Raw genomic sequence first — 18,585 nt, 5'->3', positions numbered from 1 at the left:
ATGTACTTCTTTTAGTTACTGGTTAAAAAAAGGAGCTACTGTGAACTGCGTAGCTCCTCATGGGGGCATTAGAATTATGTGGCGCTACTAGTCGTAAGCTTATCGGCTTGTTTTGCACTTTTCAGAAGCAAACTACCAACCGTCACAATGACCGCTCCACAGAAGACAAAGGCCATTCGTCCCCAGGATGGATTCGGGATGAGTACCATTAGCGTCACTAGAACACCAAATACAAGAATCAATTTGCCTAGCATGTTGCGTTGTTGACGATCCAACTCATCTTGACCTGCTTCTTCTACTACAGGAGTAGCAACATCGCTCCAGAACTCAGTCAGTTCAGATTCACGTTCACCAACTGGCTCTTTGTAGAACTTAGTGGTTAGGCAGAAGAAACCACCCGTGATGAACAAGTGACCCATGATACCGAGTAAGACTTTTAGGTCTTTCGCTTCACGGCCCGTAAATGGCGTGTCTAAGTTCAGCCAGTTTGCTACAACATCGGCAGTAATCACGAAACTAACAAGGTAAGAGACAATAATACCGACAGCCAATGTTGCCCATGCCGCCCAATCTGGCGTCTTCTTGATGAAGATACCGAAGAATAATGGGACCAATATTGGCATCTGCAGTAGCGTACTGACGTACATCATCGCATCGAACAAGCTCAATCCACGAAGAGAGTTAATGAATAGGGCAACTGCGATAATCAGAGCACCAAACACCACAGTAACCACTTGGCTTACACGCATTAGTTTCTTGTCGTCAGCCTTTTTATCAATGATTGGTGCATAGAAGTTACGAACAAAGATACCGGAGTTACGGTTAAGGCCAGAGTCCATTGAAGACATGGTCGCGGCAAATACCGCAGACATAAGTAGGCCAACCATACCAACAGGCATCGCATTCTCAACGAATACCAAGTAAACCGCATCCGCTGCTTTTTTACCTAGCTGTGCTGCGTGCACTGTGGCTGCATCTGGGTAGATCACTGCCGACACCCAAGGAGGCAAGAACCAAATAGCAGGACCAATCAGCATAAGAACAAACGCAAGTAGCGCAGCTTTACGAGCATTGGTCGAATCTTTAGCTGTTAAGAATCGATAAGAGTCCTGCATGTTGTTGATGTTTTGAAGTTGCTTCACGAACATGAAGATGAACCATGCCACGAACAACAGCGGATAGTTCATATTTGAACCCATGATCGAATCCGCAGGGAACTGTTCAATTAGGTTCGTAGGACCACCTATCTTAATTAGAGCGGCAACAGCACATACCACGGTCACGGCCATAATGACCACCATCTGAACAAAGTCGGATGCTACAACACCCCACGCGCCGCCGATAACAGAAATAAACAGGACGATTAGACCTGTAACTACGATTGTTGTCTCAATATCTACTTTAAATACCGCACTGACAAACAGTGCCAAACCATTTAGCCAAATACCGGTATAAACGATGCTGGTTGGCATGGTCGCCCAAGTAAATACTTGCTCATTTGTAGCACCAAAACGACGACGAACGCCGGCTTTGTTGCGTAATTAAATTTAGAGATAGAGCCAACCCGTTTCGCTTGTTTCTTAGTCAATGCGACAAGTTTCAGGCATACCTAACCCAGTAAGCTTGTTCAACGCTTTTATCATCGCGTAAGTTTCACCCACCTGGGCATTGTAATTTCTTAAGCTCAGTTTCCCTCCTAGCAACTGTTTAACTCGATACATCGCTGTTTCTGAGAGTGAACGTTTGTGGTATCCATACCGCTCTTTCCAATACTTATTTGAGCCGTATAATTTCTGGCAACCCACGGCGAGATTTCGAGGGTGACCACGCTCCCAAAAGGCAGCCCCTTCTCTTGGGGGAATAAGCGCAATAGCTCCCTTAATCTTAATAGCAGCGTGACACGCTCTCGTGTCGTAAGCGCCATCACCAGACACCTTAAGGATACTTCGGCGTGTTTGTTTCAGTAAGTTCGGGAGTACTTCTCCATCTGTAACCGTCGATAAACTTAGCTCGGCGGCAATGATCTCATGAGTGTTGGTATCGACTGCAATATGCAGCTTTCGCCAGACTCTACGCTTGCCATCCGTCCCATGTTTTTTGACTTTCCATTCACCTTCGCCATAAACCTTAAGGCCAGTAGCATCAATAGCTAGGTGCTGTATCGCTCCTCTCGTTTTAGTCTTAAATGAAACCTCAACTTGCTTGGCTCTACGACTGATGCAGGTGTAATGCGGACAACTTAACGGTACATGGGCTAACCTAAATATCGAGTCGATAAATCCTTGCAGCGCTCTCAATGGCATAGAAAAAACTCGTTTGACCATGAGTGCTGTCGTGATAGCTAAATCACTGAACCGACGCGGCCTCCCGCGCTTATTCTGTTTGCTTTGCGCCCATCCGCTTATTGCTTCTTCATCAATCCAAAAGGTCAGAGAACCACGGTTAATGAGTGATTGGTTGTATTGCTTCCAGTTAGTTGTTTTGTAACGTGGTTTAGGCATAGGGCTACGAGATAGAGTGGACGTAGCTGCTCAGATCGTAGGTTCTTGATTTAGTTCCATTGAATTACGCAACAACGCCGCTTCAATGCTAACGCCATTACATCAAGCGATAAAACAAGCATTAAAGAAAGCGCCTTTGATTCATGCTGACGAGACCTCTCATCACCGAAATGATGAACAAAGCCTTCGCTGGTGTTGGTTAGTGGCAAGTGATGACCTTGTCTATGAGCAAATACTTTATTCGCGCTCGACCTCATCAGCGAAAAAGGTCATTGATGAAGACTATGCAGGCATTGTGGTCAGCGACCAGTGCCCTAGCTATAACTGGATAGCCGCAGACCGTCATCAGTTATGTTGGGCACATGTGAAGCGTAACCTTCAGCAAATGGCGGATTATAGTGGCGGTGGCCACACCGCTTATATTGGCAGACATCTTTGTTTGCTGACGAACGCCATTTTCCATACTCGGCATCGTTATGAACAAGATGAGTTAAATTATGCGCTGTACTTACGAAGAATGCGTAGGTTGCAGAAATCGTTCGATCATTGGTTGAGCAAAGGGACTGATGTCATGGTCAAGCGATATCGGGGGCGATGCAAGTTACTGCTCAAACATAGAGAGAGCTTGTGGGTTTTCCTCAAGAAAGCGTCAATCCCCTTAACCAATAATGAAGCTGAGCGATGTATTAGAGGTTTTGTAATCCAAAGGAAAATCAGCTTCGGAACGACCTCGGATGCAGGCGATAAATTCCGCAGTAGGATACATACCCTCATCGAAACCTGCAAAAAACGTGGCTTGTCGACAATGTCAGTGTTGAGTGAGATCATCACGGCTGTTGTGGCGAAGAGACCGTACCCCAACATCTTTGATCTATAGGCTGTTCCCCCCGTTAATATCGAGTCAAGTTACCTTGGTGAACGATTACGTTCCGCTGACCTCTCCCGACTACACCTGTATTAGTAAACGCTCGAAGACGGTTCAGGTCAAATATCGCAATAAATCTAGAGGCGCTATTCGCCATATAGCCATTGATTCCACTGGGCTTAAAGTCTTTGGTGAGGGTGAATGGAAAGTAAAAAAGCACGGTGCAGAAAAACGCAGAACATGGCGTAAGCTGCATTTAGCTGTAGATGTGGATACTCACGAAGCTATTAGCGCGGAAGTCAGCCTTGTAAATGTTGGCGATAGTGAAGTGCTACCGACGTTGCTCAACCCACTACGCAGAAAGGTCACAGCCGTATCTGCAGATGGAGCTTATGACACAAAAAGTTGCCACGAGGCTCTGAAAAATAAAGGCTGTACTCCGTTGATCCCCCCTCGAAAGAATGCAGTACCTTGGGAGGACGGTCACCCCAGAAACGAAGCAGTAACAGCTCTGAAAAATGGGACAATAGCGGAGTGGAAAGCTGAGTCTGGATATCACTATCGTTCAATATCTGAGACCGCGATGTCCCGATACAAGGGACTAACAAGCGGTAAATTGAGTTTGAGATGTTACAACGCTCAAGTGGGTGAAATCATGGCGAACGTCAAGGCTATAAACAAAGTCATAGGACTAGGTATGCCCGTCAGAAACTAACGGATAGTCGTATATGGCATCGTTGTTCTTCAAGATGATTTGATCAACAACGCCCTTTTCAGTACCAAGGAGTTCCCATTGTTTGACTGAAGTTAATTGCCACATAAAGCCAACATCATGGTGAATATTAACATATTCATCTAAAGCACCATCCATTATATCTTCACGTGAAATAGCGATATTTTTGAATGGATCATAGTGTTCTTTTTCATATAAAAGCCACAGTAAGCCAGGCCAAAAACCGACAACCCAAGCCCATGGTGCATGTGTATTTTCATAAATGCCATCTGAAGTCAGTGACGGGAAAGGAATTGAGATGTCGTTACTTGTTTTTTTTACTTTTGTAAATACATCTGACCAAGCTTGAATTGCCCAAGAGTCATTTATAATCATAATTAAACCTATAAATTTACAATAAATATTTTATTAACAACGATATTTGATAAAACACTGCTATCTAAACTTTAATGATAGCAGTACTTTGATTATTGATTTTAAGAAGCTTTTAAACTTTGTTCTATCTTAGGATCAATTCCGGCACTTTTTTTCAATAGATACCCAAGTCCAAATATGGACGCTGAACAGCATAAGAATAATAGGCGACCCCACATTGGGTTTGGAATGAGGATCATCAATAACAAGCCTGCGCCCATTATCATTACCAAAGTACCTAGTTTTTCACGTTGCATACGGTCAACAATATCTTGACCTTCAGACGCGATTACTGGAGTTTCCATGTCTACAAAGAACTTAGCTTGGCGTTCACTATTTGGATTTGTCTCTTCTTTATAGAATAGGGTAGTAGCCCAGAAGAAACTCGTAGTGAAAACTAGGTGTGCGACGATGGTGATTGTTGTTTTAAATTCAGAAATTTCACGAGCAGTGAGATTCTCAAGACCAAACCAAGCACCTACAGTTTGTGGTGTAAAGATTTCGATAACAGACCAAGATACAAACGCACCAAATAAAACGGTAGCCCAAGGTGCCCATTTGGGCGTTTTGCGAATGAACATACCAAAACAAAGTGGTACAAGAATTGGACCTTGTAATAGAGTTGTTACGCGCATTGTAAGATCAAATAGGCTGACTTCTTTTAGTGATAAGAAGAATTGAGCCATCAGGATAACTAGTAATCCGTTAACGATACAGGCAATTTGTCCCATACGAAGTTGTTCTTTGTCGGAAGCTTTACCTTTACGAACAATAGTAGCGTAGAAGCTACGTACAAAAATACCTGAATTACGGTTTAGTGCTGAATCCATAGAAGACATAGTAGCCGCAAATAAACCAGCCATTAATAAGCCGACAGTACCAATTGGCATGGTTTCACGTGCAAATACTAAGTAAACGGCATCACGTGATTTTGCACCAAGTTCAGAATATTGTTGTGCAGCATCTGGGTATAAAATTGCAGATGCCCAAGGTGGAATAAACCAAATGATAGTGCCAACAAGCATCATTAAGCCTGCCATTAATGCTGCTTTACTCGCATTGTTTGAATCTTTTGCGTTAAGGAAGCGGTAAGCATCTTGCATATTATTGATGCCTTGGAGTTGCTTCACTAGAAAGAAGAAAAAAGAACAAACAATAAGTAATGGATAGTTCATATCAGGTCCAACCATGAAACCTGAAGGGAAGTTGTTGATAATTTCCCCTGGGCCACCCACTGCAACAAGTGCAACTATGGCACAAGCGATTGAAACGATAGCAATAACCAAGGTTTGAATAAAGTCTGATGCAACAACACCCCAAGCTCCACTAAGTAGTGATATAGCTAATACTGCAAGGCCTGTTATCCAGATGGTCGTTGTTATATCAGCGTCAAAAACTGCAGAACCAAACACTCCTAAGCCATTTAGCCAGATACCACCATTGATTATACTTAACGGGATGATAAGCCATGTGAAAAATTGTTCACTAGTGTTATCAAAGCGACGACGGATTGCTTCGGTTGGTGTATCGACAGGCTTTGTTGCGTAATTAAATTTAGAGATAGAGCCAACCCGTTTCGCTTGTTTCTTAGTCAATGCGACAAGTTTCAGGCATACCTAACCCAGTAAGCTTGTTCAACGCTTTTATCATCGCGTAAGTTTCACCCACCTGGGCATTGTAATTTCTTAAGCTCAGTTTCCCTCCTAGCAACTGTTTAACTCGATACATCGCTGTTTCTGAGAGTGAACGTTTGTGGTATCCATACCGCTCTTTCCAATACTTATTTGAGCCGTATAATTTCTGGCAACCCACGGCGAGATTTCGAGGGTGACCACGCTCCCAAAAGGCAGCCCCTTCTCTTGGGGGAATAAGCGCAATAGCTCCCTTAATCTTAATAGCAGCGTGACACGCTCTCGTGTCGTAAGCGCCATCACCAGACACCTTAAGGATACTTCGGCGTGTTTGTTTCAGTAAGTTCGGGAGTACTTCTCCATCTGTAACCGTCGATAAACTTAGCTCGGCGGCAATGATCTCATGAGTGTTGGTATCGACTGCAATATGCAGCTTTCGCCAGACTCTACGCTTGCCATCCGTCCCATGTTTTTTGACTTTCCATTCACCTTCGCCATAAACCTTAAGGCCAGTAGCATCAATAGCTAGGTGCTGTATCGCTCCTCTCGTTTTAGTCTTAAATGAAACCTCAACTTGCTTGGCTCTACGACTGATGCAGGTGTAATGCGGACAACTTAACGGTACATGGGCTAACCTAAATATCGAGTCGATAAATCCTTGCAGCGCTCTCAATGGCATAGAAAAAACTCGTTTGACCATGAGTGCTGTCGTGATAGCTAAATCACTGAACCGACGCGGCCTCCCGCGCTTATTCTGTTTGCTTTGCGCCCATCCGCTTATTGCTTCTTCATCAATCCAAAAGGTCAGAGAACCACGGTTAATGAGTGATTGGTTGTATTGCTTCCAGTTAGTTGTTTTGTAACGTGGTTTAGGCATAGGGCTACGAGATAGAGTGGACGTAGCTGCTCAGATCGTAGGTTCTTGATTTAGTTCCATTGAATTACGCAACAACGCCGTATCGACACGCATTTGACGGAAGCGTTTTGCAAAATAGAAATAAGCAAAAACGTAAGCCACTATATTACCGATAAAAACGCCAAGAACGGCAAAACCATCACTAAATGCTTTACCTGCTGCACCGGTAAAAGTCCAAGCGGAAAATTGTGTCATAAAGGCGGTAGCGCCAACCATCCACCATAACATTTTACCTCCCCCACGGAAGTAATCACTAGTACTATTAGTTGCCATTTTTTTAAATAGTAAGCTAATTACCACCATAAGGACAAAGTAGCCTCCGATCACAAGATAATCATAATTCATAATAAAACCCCACTTTTAGTTGTACATCACTAAGTTCATATTTGTAAGTAATATGATAATGACAAATTTAAATGAAATCGCGTATGATTAAAATCAAAATACGGGTTTATTTTTGTGAAAAGAAGGGAAATCGTGAGCTAGATCATTAAAGTGGTTGTAAGAAATATTGCTTTAAATTAGTGAACATATGTTTAATAATGAATCATTAAGTAATATTGTATCATTTATTGTTGTTAACTATTCATAACATATAACCCCATCAGTACACATTTTTAAATATAGATTTTTGATTATCTTGGTGACAATATTTGCCGCGTTTAATTAAGCGGAATGACCATGCAAAAAATGTCTCAATAAAAAACAATAATCAATCTTATATCTAATTTGTTGATGATTTAAAAATAAACTGTGGATTGAAAATAAACCTTAGAACAAAAGTTCCATTAGCACATAATAATAAATGCAAATGAGAGCTCTGTCACGAATTTATGTTTTATTCCTCTCTGGCTTATAGTTGATAATAAATAAAACTTAGGAAGTTAAAATGAAATCAATTAAACTGATAACACTTACCCTTGCTCCATTAATGTTAGCTACTTCAGTTTCTGCAGCTGTTTTAGACATCCGTCAAGAGTACTTACCAAGAGCGCATGAGTTTAACCCTGTTAATGAAAATGCAACATTGGTAAAAATAGGTGGTAGTTCAGGTAATACTTTTTTTGGTGTTCAAATAGTTAATAAAGGTAAAACTCTTGATACATATGCATTATCAAGTAGTGAAATACAGTTAGGTTACCGTTATCATGTAAATGAAACTCACACTTTAATACCTAAAATTGACTTCACATCAACATCTAGTGGTGTAATGTATACGCCTCAATTAGGTTTACAATCAAATTGGGATTATGGTATTTTTACTGAATTAAAATATAAGCACGAAATTACCGTTCCATCAAATAGTACAAAATACATTAAACAAAAAAGTCAATATCAGGCTAAAGTAGGGTACAAAGCAACGAAAGCTCTAACGTTTCAGTTAGAATATGATTACCATAAAGGGTTAGATGACCAATACTATTGGGATAAGCACGACTTTAAACACGAAATTGAGTTTAAAACATATTATAAAGTTGCACCAGGCATTACACCATATATTACATTTGCTGGTGTTCCAGTTGGCGCTACTGTTTCAGGCTATCAATTACGTTATCGTTTAGGTTTACTATATAGTTTTTAATTAAACATTGATAAACCCCCAGCTCTGCTGGGGTGACTCGCATAGGTTTGACCGTGACAACGGTATATGTAACTTCTTTGCTCGACCAAAAGTAAAGAGGAAACAACCTATGCGAGACTATAAGAGTCTGTCTCATACTCGATGGGATTGTAATACCAATTCCATTAATTAACTTATCAATCTAGTCCAGTCTCTAAAGCAGAGAGATTGGACTCTGCGTTTATCTTCACAAAAACTGTTCCAAGCTTCGCACACCGAGTTCACTATATCGTTATAGTTCTCAAAACACCGATTCGCTAACCTGTACTGACGAAGCCATTGCCAAACTTGCTCTATTGGGTTTAATTCTGGTGAATAGGGCGGGATATGGATTATCGTGATGTTCTTAAAGTGATTGGCTAAGTGTGTTTGATGCCAGCTTGCTTGATCCATAATAATCACTGAGTGTTTACCAATAGGTGTCGCCGTTGAGATCAATTCAAGGTGCTTCGTCATGGCTTCCATGTTGCTTAACGGTGAAACAATCGCTTCAGCTTCGCCCGTATTGACACAAATAGCTCCAAACAAATAAGCGTACTCAAATTGCTGCTGTTGAACGGCTCTAGGTCGAGTTCCTTTTTCAGCCCAAATCTTGGTTGTGGTATTGCGCTGACCAAATCTAGCTTCGTCTTGAAAGCAAACAAGTACTTCTTGTAAGTGGATATGGCCAGGGATCTTAAGGATCGTTTCTATTTGGAATTTTTTTAAAAGACTCTTGGGTTTCTTCTGATTGTTTTGGGTGCTTTGAACGCGTTGTTATCCAGCTCAAGTTAAGTTCATGCAACAAGCGGTATACACCGGATGGTTGGTAAGAAACGTCAAATTCATCAAAGATGAATTGTGCGATATCACTCCCTTGTAAACGCCCACCTTCAGGTTTTATCGCATTTGAAGTGACGTATTCTTTAAGGTGTGCTTTTTGCTCAGTAGTCAGTCTGGAAGGCCTTCCCGTATGAGGTTTTTCTGTTAGTCCCTCAACGCCATAATCGAGATAGGCTTTTATCCATTTGTTCACACTAAGGCGACTGACTTTAAGAAATGAAGCGATTTCAGTTCGATTTTTACCATCAATAAAGTGAGATGCGGCGAGTAATCTTAGTCTTAACCTAGCGTTGGAGGTTGTGCTGATAAGTTTTGATAAATCTGAGTTCATATAGACTCCTTTCAGAGTCCATATTAGATCACAAATTTAATGGAATTGGTATAACCTCCCGCCGAACCATATCTTCATTTACCCCACCGTATCAACGAACTATCCTCGCCCAATAATGGTTTCCTCATAGTTGCTTACGAATGAGCACAAACCGATTGCACAGCCGAATCATAGGTTGCACCTCCAAGGTGCCCATTAGCATTGAGATCGAAACTGTTGCTGGAAAGATGACAATAAAAAAGTCCACAGTGTTACCACTATGGACTTTTGCAATGAACATATAAATGTGTGTTCAACACCAACAGTTACGCTTCGATGATTTCCGGTTGTACCCCTTCAATACGATAGATCTCTTCCAATAAAAGCTTTCTTAGCTCCGCTTTCACCGGCTTCAGATCTTCATTAGCCACCAAGTTTTCTAACTGATTAGGATCATCAACTAGGTTGTACAAGAACTCTTCTTGGTACACCCCGCTGTCTTTCTCGATTAAACCACTTTGATCCGGAGCTGATACCGAATACGTCCATGAATCAGTACGAATAGCACGGCCAATCTGTGACTCACTGATCTGAATAAAGCTAGCATTACTCTTCTTAGCGTTGTCAATATACAGATCTTGAAGCGGCTGACCCTGCATGTAGCTAGGTACTTTAACGCCCGCAGCCTTCAGCAGAGTTGGAACTACATCAATGATGCTTGCATGGTCATCTATCACCTGACCTGCTTTCGCACGTGGATCGTAAATCACGAACGGAATACGAATCGAAGAGTCGTGACATGAACGCTTGTATTCACCATTGCGAGTCTTGAAGTGAGAGCCGTGGTCACTCAGATAAACGATTACAGTATTATCATCTAAGCCTTTATCTTTTACCGCTTGGCGAATCTTTCCAACATTTTGGTCGAGATTATTACAACAACCTAAATAATCTGGGTATTCTTCTGCCCAATTACCATCAACAAACGGTTCTAGATCACCAGGGACTTTGAAGTTACTCCATTTCTCTTGAGAGCCATGGGGGCCTTCATACGTATTTTTGTCATTCTGATGATGTGGCTCTAGATAAGACAAGAATAAAAAGAACGGCTTCTCTTCTTGGTAATTATCGATGTAGTCTGTCGTCAAGTCAGTCAAAAAATCTGCGCGATATACATCTTCATCCCAACTTACCTTGTTGCCATCGATGTCAAACATATGTCCGCCATAGCCATGCGATGTGCCTTCAAGGATATCGGAAGCAACCCAAAAGTCTTTATAACCACCTCGATACTGGTTTGGTATTGCTGTGAAGCAATTATCGATAGTTTCACCTGAGCTTTCTGTCGGTGCCGCTACAACAAAGCCCTCATGAGCAGTGTTATTTGAAGCTAAGTGCCATTTACCGACGTAACCGACACTGTAACCTTCATCAGAAAGAAAGTGAGCCACGGTTTTTTGACCTTGGGGAAGAATAATGTCATTTCGGAAGCAACCGGTTTCGGTTGGATACAGCCCAGTTTGCATCGTTGAACGTGTTGGACCACATACAGGGTTGACTGTGAATGCGTTCTCGAACATAACACCGTCTCGTGCAAGCTCGTCTAGGTTTGGTGTTACAGGCAGTTCCTGACCGTAACAACCCAACGTATCCCAACGCTGCTGATCGCTAAAAATTACAATAATATTCGGCTTGTTCATATTTACCTCTTGATACTAATTTGTTTCATAGCATTAGCGGATCATAGTTACGCTAGATAAAACATCTCTGTTAACTCTGTGGATTTAGGGCTGCTATCTGGATTCGTCTCCATGATATCTTCCATATAACTCCACCACTTCTGGCAAGCTTCAGCTTTTGAAACATCGTTCCATTTATTAGTAGATTCTAACTCAACATAACCAAACAGACAACCTGTCTCCTCGTCTAGGAAGATAGAGTAGTTGTTTGCTCCCGCAGCTTTAAGTACATCAATTAACTCAGGAAAAATATTGTCGTGACGCTTTTTGTATTCTTCAAACTGATCCATGTTAACTTTGAGTTTAAACGCTTTTCTAATCACCTAACGCCTCCTCAAGCCAATGCTTTTTCATTCAACGTAACGTTAAATGCAGATTCTAGCTCTTTGAACTCTGCTGGTTGAATAGTTTGACGTTTGCCACCCATCGCGAGAACTTTTACTAGTATTTCAGCGGCCTTCTCTGCGGTATCCATCAAGCCAAACGCGAGACTTAGGTCTTCCGCAGAACAGAATGTACCGTGATGAGCCCAAATAGCCACATCGTACGTTTTCATCAGTTCGCTAGTGTACTCAGCAATAGCACGACCACCGGGAACCATCCATGGGACAATGCCCACACCAGCAGGGAATACAACTGGGCACTCCGTCGCCATTTCCCATAGTTCACGAGTAAACGTCTCAGCTTCCAGCGGCAAAACAAAGGTAAGCGCGATTAAATTTGTCGTGTGAGAGTGCATAACAACTCGATGCGCTCCACCCGTCGCGTCAAACTTGACTGAATGATTCATAAGGTGCGCAGGCAACTCACTCGTCGGTTTCGCGTCGTTAACAAGACCCCAAAGTGTTCGGTATTGAGTGCCATCTTCTGAAACTTGGATAATTCCAGCATTTTCTTCAATACAAACTTCTACGTTTCGAAAGTACTTACCACTACCGGTAACGATAAAGTATTCATTTGCAAGATTGGAAACCGTTACACCGATCTCCAGCCATTGCGATGTTTCTTCAAAAAATGGACGAGCTTGCTCTACTTCGGATTGAGTCAAACGGTAGGACAAATTGCCCCCATTACGCTCATGCCATCCTTTCAACCATGCGTCGTTGGTCGTCTTTTTAAACTCTTGTATAAATGCTAACTTATCCATTATTTGCCTCGCTTAAACAGAACGTCTTGCTCATAAACTTCGATCGCTCTAAACCAATCTTCGTTTGCTGGTACATCATTCAATTCACAGAAATAGTTCCAAATATCACCCATTGGATAGGTTTTTAGCTCTTCCATCAGAACCAAGCGCTGTGTGAAGTCGCCTTTATCTTGCAACTCAGTCAGCTTGTCATGTGGCATAAGCATCGCTTCAAGTAGCGCTTTTTGCATATTGCGAGTACCCAATACCCACGCAGCTACGCGGTTGATGCTTGCATCAAAGAAATCTAAACCCAGGTATATTTTGTCCAAGCTGTCTGTACGAACTAGCTCTTTCGCGATTTCTTTAACTTCGTCATTTAGCGTTACGACATGATCACTGTCCCAACGAACAGGGCGAGTAACGTGCAAAGCAAGCTCATCTTGATAAAGCAGCATTGATGAGATCTTGTCCGCAACCGACTCGGTCGGGTGATAGTGGCCATTGTCTAGCAAACAAAGCTTATTGTTCGCGACCGCATAACCCATATAAAACTCATGCGAACCAACCGTGTAAGATTCAACACCAATACCGAATACTTTTGATTCTACTGAGTCCTTGTTGAACTGCTCGTCAACGTCAACAGCAAAAATCTCATCTAGAGAATCTTTTAGGCGCTGACGCGGCGCAAAACGGTTACTTGGGGTGTCTTTATAGCCGTCTGGAATCCAGATATTTGTCAGACACGTTTGATCCAATTCCTTACCGAAATATTCGCCAATTTTACGTGAAGCAATACAGTGCTTAATCCAGAAATCACGGATCTCTTTATCAGGGTGAGACAGTGTCAAACCATCACTCGCTTTCGGGTGAGAGAACATACTAGGGTTGAAATCTAGGCCTAGAGCACGCTCTTTCGCCCATTCGACCCAACCAGCAAAGTGTTCTGGTTTCAACTCATCACGCTCAACCGCTACACCATGTGTTTCTGCATAAAGAGCGTGGAGGTTAATCTTGTGCTTGCCTGGGATTAGACTCAGTGCTTTGTCTAAATCAGCACGTAACTCTTGTGCATTTGTTGCTTTACCCGGGTAGCTACCAGTAGCAGAGATACCACCAGACAGTTCATGAGCCGCTTCCTCGAAGCCCGTAACATCATCACCCTGCCAACAATGAATAGAGACCTTAACGCCTTTTAATTTCTCAAGAACAGCATCTACATCAATGCCCCATTTAGCGTAAAGTGACTTACTCAGTTCGTATCTATTTTTTAAACTCTGTTCCATGATAATTCCTAATTAAATGCTGTTTCTAATATAATTTTTCGCTTGTTTTAAATGAGCAATTTCGCCCATGGATAACATTTGTACAATAATATTACCCATACCAGTTGCTTCTACTGGGCCGACAATAACTTCTTTCTTGGTTTCCTGTTCAATTAACTCATTGAGAAACTGATTTTTACACCCTCCACCAATGATATTGACTTTATCTACGGTTTTTCCGGTAATACTGATAAGTTCTTCAATGTACTGGTTATAAGACTTGGCTAGGCTTCGATAAACACACATGCAGACTTCACCTGTTGTTTGTGGGATGTCTTGTCCAGTTTCTTTACAATAATCGACAATTTCTTCGATCATGTTTTCACTCACAAAGAAGCGTTCATTATTGACATCGATAACAGAGGTAAAATCACTGGCTTCTCTTGCCTGATCGGCTAATTCTGCATATGAATACCTGTATTCCAATATTCGTGAAACTTCTTGAACGATCCAAAGACCCATAATATTTTTCAAAAATCTAAATCGTTTGTCGTAACCACCTTCATTAGTGAAATTGCTTTGACGAGAAATATCAGAAACTATCGGTTTCTCAAGTTCAGTGCCCAACAATGACCAAGTACCAGAACTCAAAATTACACCATCGTCTTCGAGTTCTAAAACACTGGCAATAAAAGCAGAAGCTGTATCGTGTGAAGCTGGTAATACTACTTCGCAATCAAAGCCAATCGCCTCTTGTATTGAGGATTTAAGGTTTCCAAGCTGATGACCAGGGTATTGGGGTTTAGTGAAGATATCTTTGCTGATACCACATACTTCAAGTAAATCTTTATCCCAATCATCAGTATCAATATTTAGCATTTGAGTTGTTGTTGAATTGGTATACTCATTCGCTTTAACACCCGTTAGCAGATAGTTGATATAATCTGGAATCATCAAAAACGAGCAGGCTTGTTGCTTCTCTTTTGAACCCACAGACTTCATCTGATATAAGGTATTAAAACCCATAAACTGAATGGCAGTTTTGTTATAGATTTCTTGGTGCCCAACTTGATCACAAATATCATCCATAACACCTTTTGTACGACTATCTCGATACGATACCGTATTACCGATAATATTCTCTTCATTATCCAGAAGAACGAAGTCAACACCCCAAGTGTCAATACCGACGCTTTTTGGTATCTTGCCGATCGTGACACATTGTTTTAGCCCTTCGAGAATATGACTAAATAGATTATCCAGCTCCCAACATAGTTGACCATCGACTGATGAGAGTTTATTTTCAAATCGATATATTTCTTCAAGCACTATTTGTTCATTCTCAATATGCGCTAATAAGTGCCTTCCACTAGAAGCACCAATATCGACTGCCAAAAAGTAATTCATAACCACCTCCTAGTGTTTGATTGGCTTTGTTGCGTAATTAAATTTAGAGATAGAGCCAACCCGTTTCGCTTGTTTCTTAGTCAATGCGACAAGTTTCAGGCATACCTAACCCAGTAAGCTTGTTCAACGCTTTTATCATCGCGTAAGTTTCACCCACCTGGGCATTGTAATTTCTTAAGCTCAGTTTCCCTCCTAGCAACTGTTTAACTCGATACATCGCTGTTTCTGAGAGTGAACGTTTGTGGTATCCATACCGCTCTTTCCAATACTTATTTGAGCCGTATAATTTCTGGCAACCCACGGCGAGATTTCGAGGGTGACCACGCTCCCAAAAGGCAGCCCCTTCTCTTGGGGGAATAAGCGCAATAGCTCCCTTAATCTTAATAGCAGCGTGACACGCTCTCGTGTCGTAAGCGCCATCACCAGACACCTTAAGGATACTTCGGCGTGTTTGTTTCAGTAAGTTCGGGAGTACTTCTCCATCTGTAACCGTCGATAAACTTAGCTCGGCGGCAATGATCTCATGAGTGTTGGTATCGACTGCAATATGCAGCTTTCGCCAGACTCTACGCTTGCCATCCGTCCCATGTTTTTTGACTTTCCATTCACCTTCGCCATAAACCTTAAGGCCAGTAGCATCAATAGCTAGGTGCTGTATCGCTCCTCTCGTTTTAGTCTTAAATGAAACCTCAACTTGCTTGGCTCTACGACTGATGCAGGTGTAATGCGGACAACTTAACGGTACATGGGCTAACCTAAATATCGAGTCGATAAATCCTTGCAGCGCTCTCAATGGCATAGAAAAAACTCGTTTGACCATGAGTGCTGTCGTGATAGCTAAATCACTGAACCGACGCGGCCTCCCGCGCTTATTCTGTTTGCTTTGCGCCCATCCGCTTATTGCTTCTTCATCAATCCAAAAGGTCAGAGAACCACGGTTAATGAGTGATTGGTTGTATTGCTTCCAGTTAGTTGTTTTGTAACGTGGTTTAGGCATAGGGCTACGAGATAGAGTGGACGTAGCTGCTCAGATCGTAGGTTCTTGATTTAGTTCCATTGAATTACGCAACAACGCCTGTTTGATTTCATCATACAAGAATCAGCAGTTGGTAAAATGCGTTAAATTGCCCTTAATGGTGTCATTTTTTGCTACTCAACCAAGCGTATCCAATAAAAATACCCTTTAAATTAAGTCAATTAAAAACAAAAGCTACGCTAACAGGAAAGAAGACCGGCTTTGTTGCGTAATTAAATTTAGAGATAGAGCCAACCCGTTTCGCTTGTTTCTTAGTCAATGCGACAAGTTTCAGGCATACCTAACCCAGTAAGCTTGTTCAACGCTTTTATCATCGCGTAAGTTTCACCCACCTGGGCATTGTAATTTCTTAAGCTCAGTTTCCCTCCTAGCAACTGTTTAACTCGATACATCGCTGTTTCTGAGAGTGAACGTTTGTGGTATCCATACCGCTCTTTCCAATACTTATTTGAGCCGTATAATTTCTGGCAACCCACGGCGAGATTTCGAGGGTGACCACGCTCCCAAAAGGCAGCCCCTTCTCTTGGGGGAATAAGCGCAATAGCTCCCTTAATCTTAATAGCAGCGTGACACGCTCTCGTGTCGTAAGCGCCATCACCAGACACCTTAAGGATACTTCGGCGTGTTTGTTTCAGTAAGTTCGGGAGTACTTCTCCATCTGTAACCGTCGATAAACTTAGCTCGGCGGCAATGATCTCATGAGTGTTGGTATCGACTGCAATATGCAGCTTTCGCCAGACTCTACGCTTGCCATCCGTCCCATGTTTTTTGACTTTCCATTCACCTTCGCCATAAACCTTAAGGCCAGTAGCATCAATAGCTAGGTGCTGTATCGCTCCTCTCGTTTTAGTCTTAAATGAAACCTCAACTTGCTTGGCTCTACGACTGATGCAGGTGTAATGCGGACAACTTAACGGTACATGGGCTAACCTAAATATCGAGTCGATAAATCCTTGCAGCGCTCTCAATGGCATAGAAAAAACTCGTTTGACCATGAGTGCTGTCGTGATAGCTAAATCACTGAACCGACGCGGCCTCCCGCGCTTATTCTGTTTGCTTTGCGCCCATCCGCTTATTGCTTCTTCATCAATCCAAAAGGTCAGAGAACCACGGTTAATGAGTGATTGGTTGTATTGCTTCCAGTTAGTTGTTTTGTAACGTGGTTTAGGCATAGGGCTACGAGATAGAGTGGACGTAGCTGCTCAGATCGTAGGTTCTTGATTTAGTTCCATTGAATTACGCAACAACGCCGCTTCAATGCTAACGCCATTACATCAAGCGATAAAACAAGCATTAAAGAAAGCGCCTTTGATTCATGCTGACGAGACCTCTCATCACCGAAATGATGAACAAAGCCTTCGCTGGTGTTGGTTAGTGGCAAGTGATGACCTTGTCTATGAGCAAATACTTTATTCGCGCTCGACCTCATCAGCGAAAAAGGTCATTGATGAAGACTATGCAGGCATTGTGGTCAGCGACCAGTGCCCTAGCTATAACTGGATAGCCGCAGACCGTCATCAGTTATGTTGGGCACATGTGAAGCGTAACCTTCAGCAAATGGCGGATTATAGTGGCGGTGGCCACACCGCTTATATTGGCAGACATCTTTGTTTGCTGACGAACGCCATTTTCCATACTCGGCATCGTTATGAACAAGATGAGTTAAATTATGCGCTGTACTTACGAAGAATGCGTAGGTTGCAGAAATCGTTCGATCATTGGTTGAGCAAAGGGACTGATGTCATGGTCAAGCGATATCGGGGGCGATGCAAGTTACTGCTCAAACATAGAGAGAGCTTGTGGGTTTTCCTCAAGAAAGCGTCAATCCCCTTAACCAATAATGAAGCTGAGCGATGTATTAGAGGTTTTGTAAGGCTTTGTTGCGTAATTAAATTTAGAGATAGAGCCAACCCGTTTCGCTTGTTTCTTAGTCAATGCGACAAGTTTCAGGCATACCTAACCCAGTAAGCTTGTTCAACGCTTTTATCATCGCGTAAGTTTCACCCACCTGGGCATTGTAATTTCTTAAGCTCAGTTTCCCTCCTAGCAACTGTTTAACTCGATACATCGCTGTTTCTGAGAGTGAACGTTTGTGGTATCCATACCGCTCTTTCCAATACTTATTTGGTAAGTGTTCACCAAACCCTATTGACATAAAAACTGTGACCTCTAGCACTTGATCCCACTTTAGGTATTGAG

The 18,585-nt window shown here is 42.3% G+C and carries 14 protein-coding genes and 5 pseudogenes; 4 read left to right on the top strand and 15 right to left on the bottom strand.

Going from position 1 to position 18,585, the window contains the following annotated elements; all coding sequences use genetic code 11:
- Nucleotides 1–74: 74 nt before the first annotated feature.
- The gene (locus OCU36_RS17435; RefSeq protein WP_261839794.1) at nucleotides 75–1,472 is read right to left on the bottom strand and encodes a sodium:solute symporter family transporter; all 1,398 of its coding nucleotides are present in this window, start codon (nucleotides 1,470–1,472) and stop codon (nucleotides 75–77) included.
- A gap of 108 nt (nucleotides 1,473–1,580) precedes the next feature.
- On the bottom strand, nucleotides 1,581–2,501 hold the full coding sequence (locus tag OCU36_RS17430) for an IS5 family transposase (RefSeq protein WP_261837391.1): 921 nt from the start codon (nucleotides 2,499–2,501) through the stop codon (nucleotides 1,581–1,583).
- 61 nt (nucleotides 2,502–2,562) lie between these two features.
- Here OCU36_RS17430 and tnpC point away from each other — a divergent pair.
- Nucleotides 2,563–3,378: pseudogene (tnpC, locus tag OCU36_RS17425) on the top strand (IS66 family transposase); the annotation flags it as partial.
- Between the two features lie 49 nt (nucleotides 3,379–3,427).
- Nucleotides 3,428–4,081: pseudogene (locus tag OCU36_RS17420) on the top strand (IS5 family transposase); the annotation flags it as partial.
- Here OCU36_RS17420 and OCU36_RS17415 read toward each other — a convergent pair.
- The 4 genes and pseudogenes from OCU36_RS17415 to OCU36_RS17400 all read right to left on the bottom strand — a co-directional run.
- Entirely contained in the window at nucleotides 4,058–4,474 is a 417-nt protein-coding gene (locus OCU36_RS17415; RefSeq protein WP_261839793.1) for a hypothetical protein, read from the bottom strand. The pseudogene OCU36_RS17420 and the gene OCU36_RS17415 sit on opposite strands and share 24 nt — an antisense overlap.
- A 101-nt stretch (nucleotides 4,475–4,575) precedes the next feature.
- Nucleotides 4,576–6,075 (bottom strand): sodium:solute symporter family transporter, encoded by a 1,500-nt coding sequence (locus tag OCU36_RS17410; RefSeq protein WP_261840741.1) that lies wholly within the window; start codon nucleotides 6,073–6,075, stop codon nucleotides 4,576–4,578.
- A gap of 25 nt (nucleotides 6,076–6,100) precedes the next feature.
- The gene (locus OCU36_RS17405; protein WP_261837391.1) at nucleotides 6,101–7,021 is read right to left on the bottom strand and encodes an IS5 family transposase; all 921 of its coding nucleotides are present in this window, start codon (nucleotides 7,019–7,021) and stop codon (nucleotides 6,101–6,103) included.
- Nucleotides 7,022–7,099: 78 nt separating this feature from the next.
- Nucleotides 7,100–7,405: pseudogene (locus tag OCU36_RS17400) on the bottom strand (sodium:solute symporter family transporter); the annotation flags it as partial.
- Between the two features lie 544 nt (nucleotides 7,406–7,949).
- Here OCU36_RS17400 and OCU36_RS17395 point away from each other — a divergent pair.
- Entirely contained in the window at nucleotides 7,950–8,642 is a 693-nt protein-coding gene (locus OCU36_RS17395) for an oligogalacturonate-specific porin KdgM family protein (RefSeq protein WP_261839792.1), read from the top strand.
- Nucleotides 8,643–8,810: 168 nt separating this feature from the next.
- Here OCU36_RS17395 and OCU36_RS17390 read toward each other — a convergent pair.
- The 8 genes from OCU36_RS17390 to OCU36_RS17355 form a co-directional block, all read right to left on the bottom strand.
- Nucleotides 8,811–9,834, bottom strand: a protein-coding gene (locus OCU36_RS17390; protein ID WP_390206953.1) for an IS630 family transposase whose coding sequence is annotated in 2 segments (ribosomal slippage) — nucleotides 8,811–9,381 and nucleotides 9,380–9,834 — 1,026 coding nt in all. Because the reading frame shifts where the segments join, the coding sequence is not laid out codon by codon here.
- 305 nt (nucleotides 9,835–10,139) lie between these two features.
- The gene (locus tag OCU36_RS17385; RefSeq protein ID WP_065677828.1) at nucleotides 10,140–11,513 is read right to left on the bottom strand and encodes a sulfatase-like hydrolase/transferase; all 1,374 of its coding nucleotides are present in this window, start codon (nucleotides 11,511–11,513) and stop codon (nucleotides 10,140–10,142) included.
- Nucleotides 11,514–11,560: 47 nt separating this feature from the next.
- Nucleotides 11,561–11,875, bottom strand: coding sequence for an L-rhamnose mutarotase (gene rhaM, locus OCU36_RS17380; protein ID WP_065677829.1), 315 nt, complete (start codon nucleotides 11,873–11,875; stop codon nucleotides 11,561–11,563).
- Nucleotides 11,876–11,886: 11 nt separating this feature from the next.
- Nucleotides 11,887–12,699, bottom strand: coding sequence for a rhamnulose-1-phosphate aldolase (gene rhaD, locus OCU36_RS17375; RefSeq protein WP_065677830.1), 813 nt, complete (start codon nucleotides 12,697–12,699; stop codon nucleotides 11,887–11,889).
- Nucleotides 12,699–13,964: an L-rhamnose isomerase gene (locus OCU36_RS17370; RefSeq protein ID WP_065677831.1), complete on the bottom strand. Its 1,266-nt coding sequence runs from the start codon at nucleotides 13,962–13,964 to the stop codon at nucleotides 12,699–12,701. Before OCU36_RS17370 ends, rhaD begins: the two co-directional genes overlap by 1 nt.
- A 12-nt stretch (nucleotides 13,965–13,976) precedes the next feature.
- On the bottom strand, nucleotides 13,977–15,350 hold the full coding sequence (rhaB, locus tag OCU36_RS17365) for a rhamnulokinase (protein ID WP_261839790.1): 1,374 nt from the start codon (nucleotides 15,348–15,350) through the stop codon (nucleotides 13,977–13,979).
- A gap of 76 nt (nucleotides 15,351–15,426) precedes the next feature.
- Nucleotides 15,427–16,347, bottom strand: coding sequence for an IS5 family transposase (locus tag OCU36_RS17360; protein ID WP_261837391.1), 921 nt, complete (start codon nucleotides 16,345–16,347; stop codon nucleotides 15,427–15,429).
- Between the two features lie 290 nt (nucleotides 16,348–16,637).
- A complete protein-coding gene (locus OCU36_RS17355; RefSeq protein ID WP_261837391.1) occupies nucleotides 16,638–17,558 on the bottom strand; it encodes an IS5 family transposase in 921 nt (306 codons plus the stop codon).
- Nucleotides 17,559–17,619: 61 nt separating this feature from the next.
- Here OCU36_RS17355 and OCU36_RS17350 point away from each other — a divergent pair.
- Nucleotides 17,620–18,258: pseudogene (locus tag OCU36_RS17350) on the top strand (IS66 family transposase); the annotation flags it as partial.
- Nucleotides 18,259–18,313: 55 nt separating this feature from the next.
- Here OCU36_RS17350 and OCU36_RS17345 read toward each other — a convergent pair.
- Nucleotides 18,314–18,511: pseudogene (locus OCU36_RS17345) on the bottom strand (IS5/IS1182 family transposase); the annotation flags it as partial.
- Nucleotides 18,512–18,585: the final 74 nt, after the last annotated feature.

Source organism: Vibrio artabrorum, assembly GCF_024347295.1.
Taxonomy (GTDB): Bacteria; Pseudomonadota; Gammaproteobacteria; order Enterobacterales; family Vibrionaceae; genus Vibrio; species Vibrio artabrorum.
The sequence above is the reverse complement of the archived record's forward strand: the minus strand, read 5'-3'. Positions and strand labels throughout refer to the sequence as shown.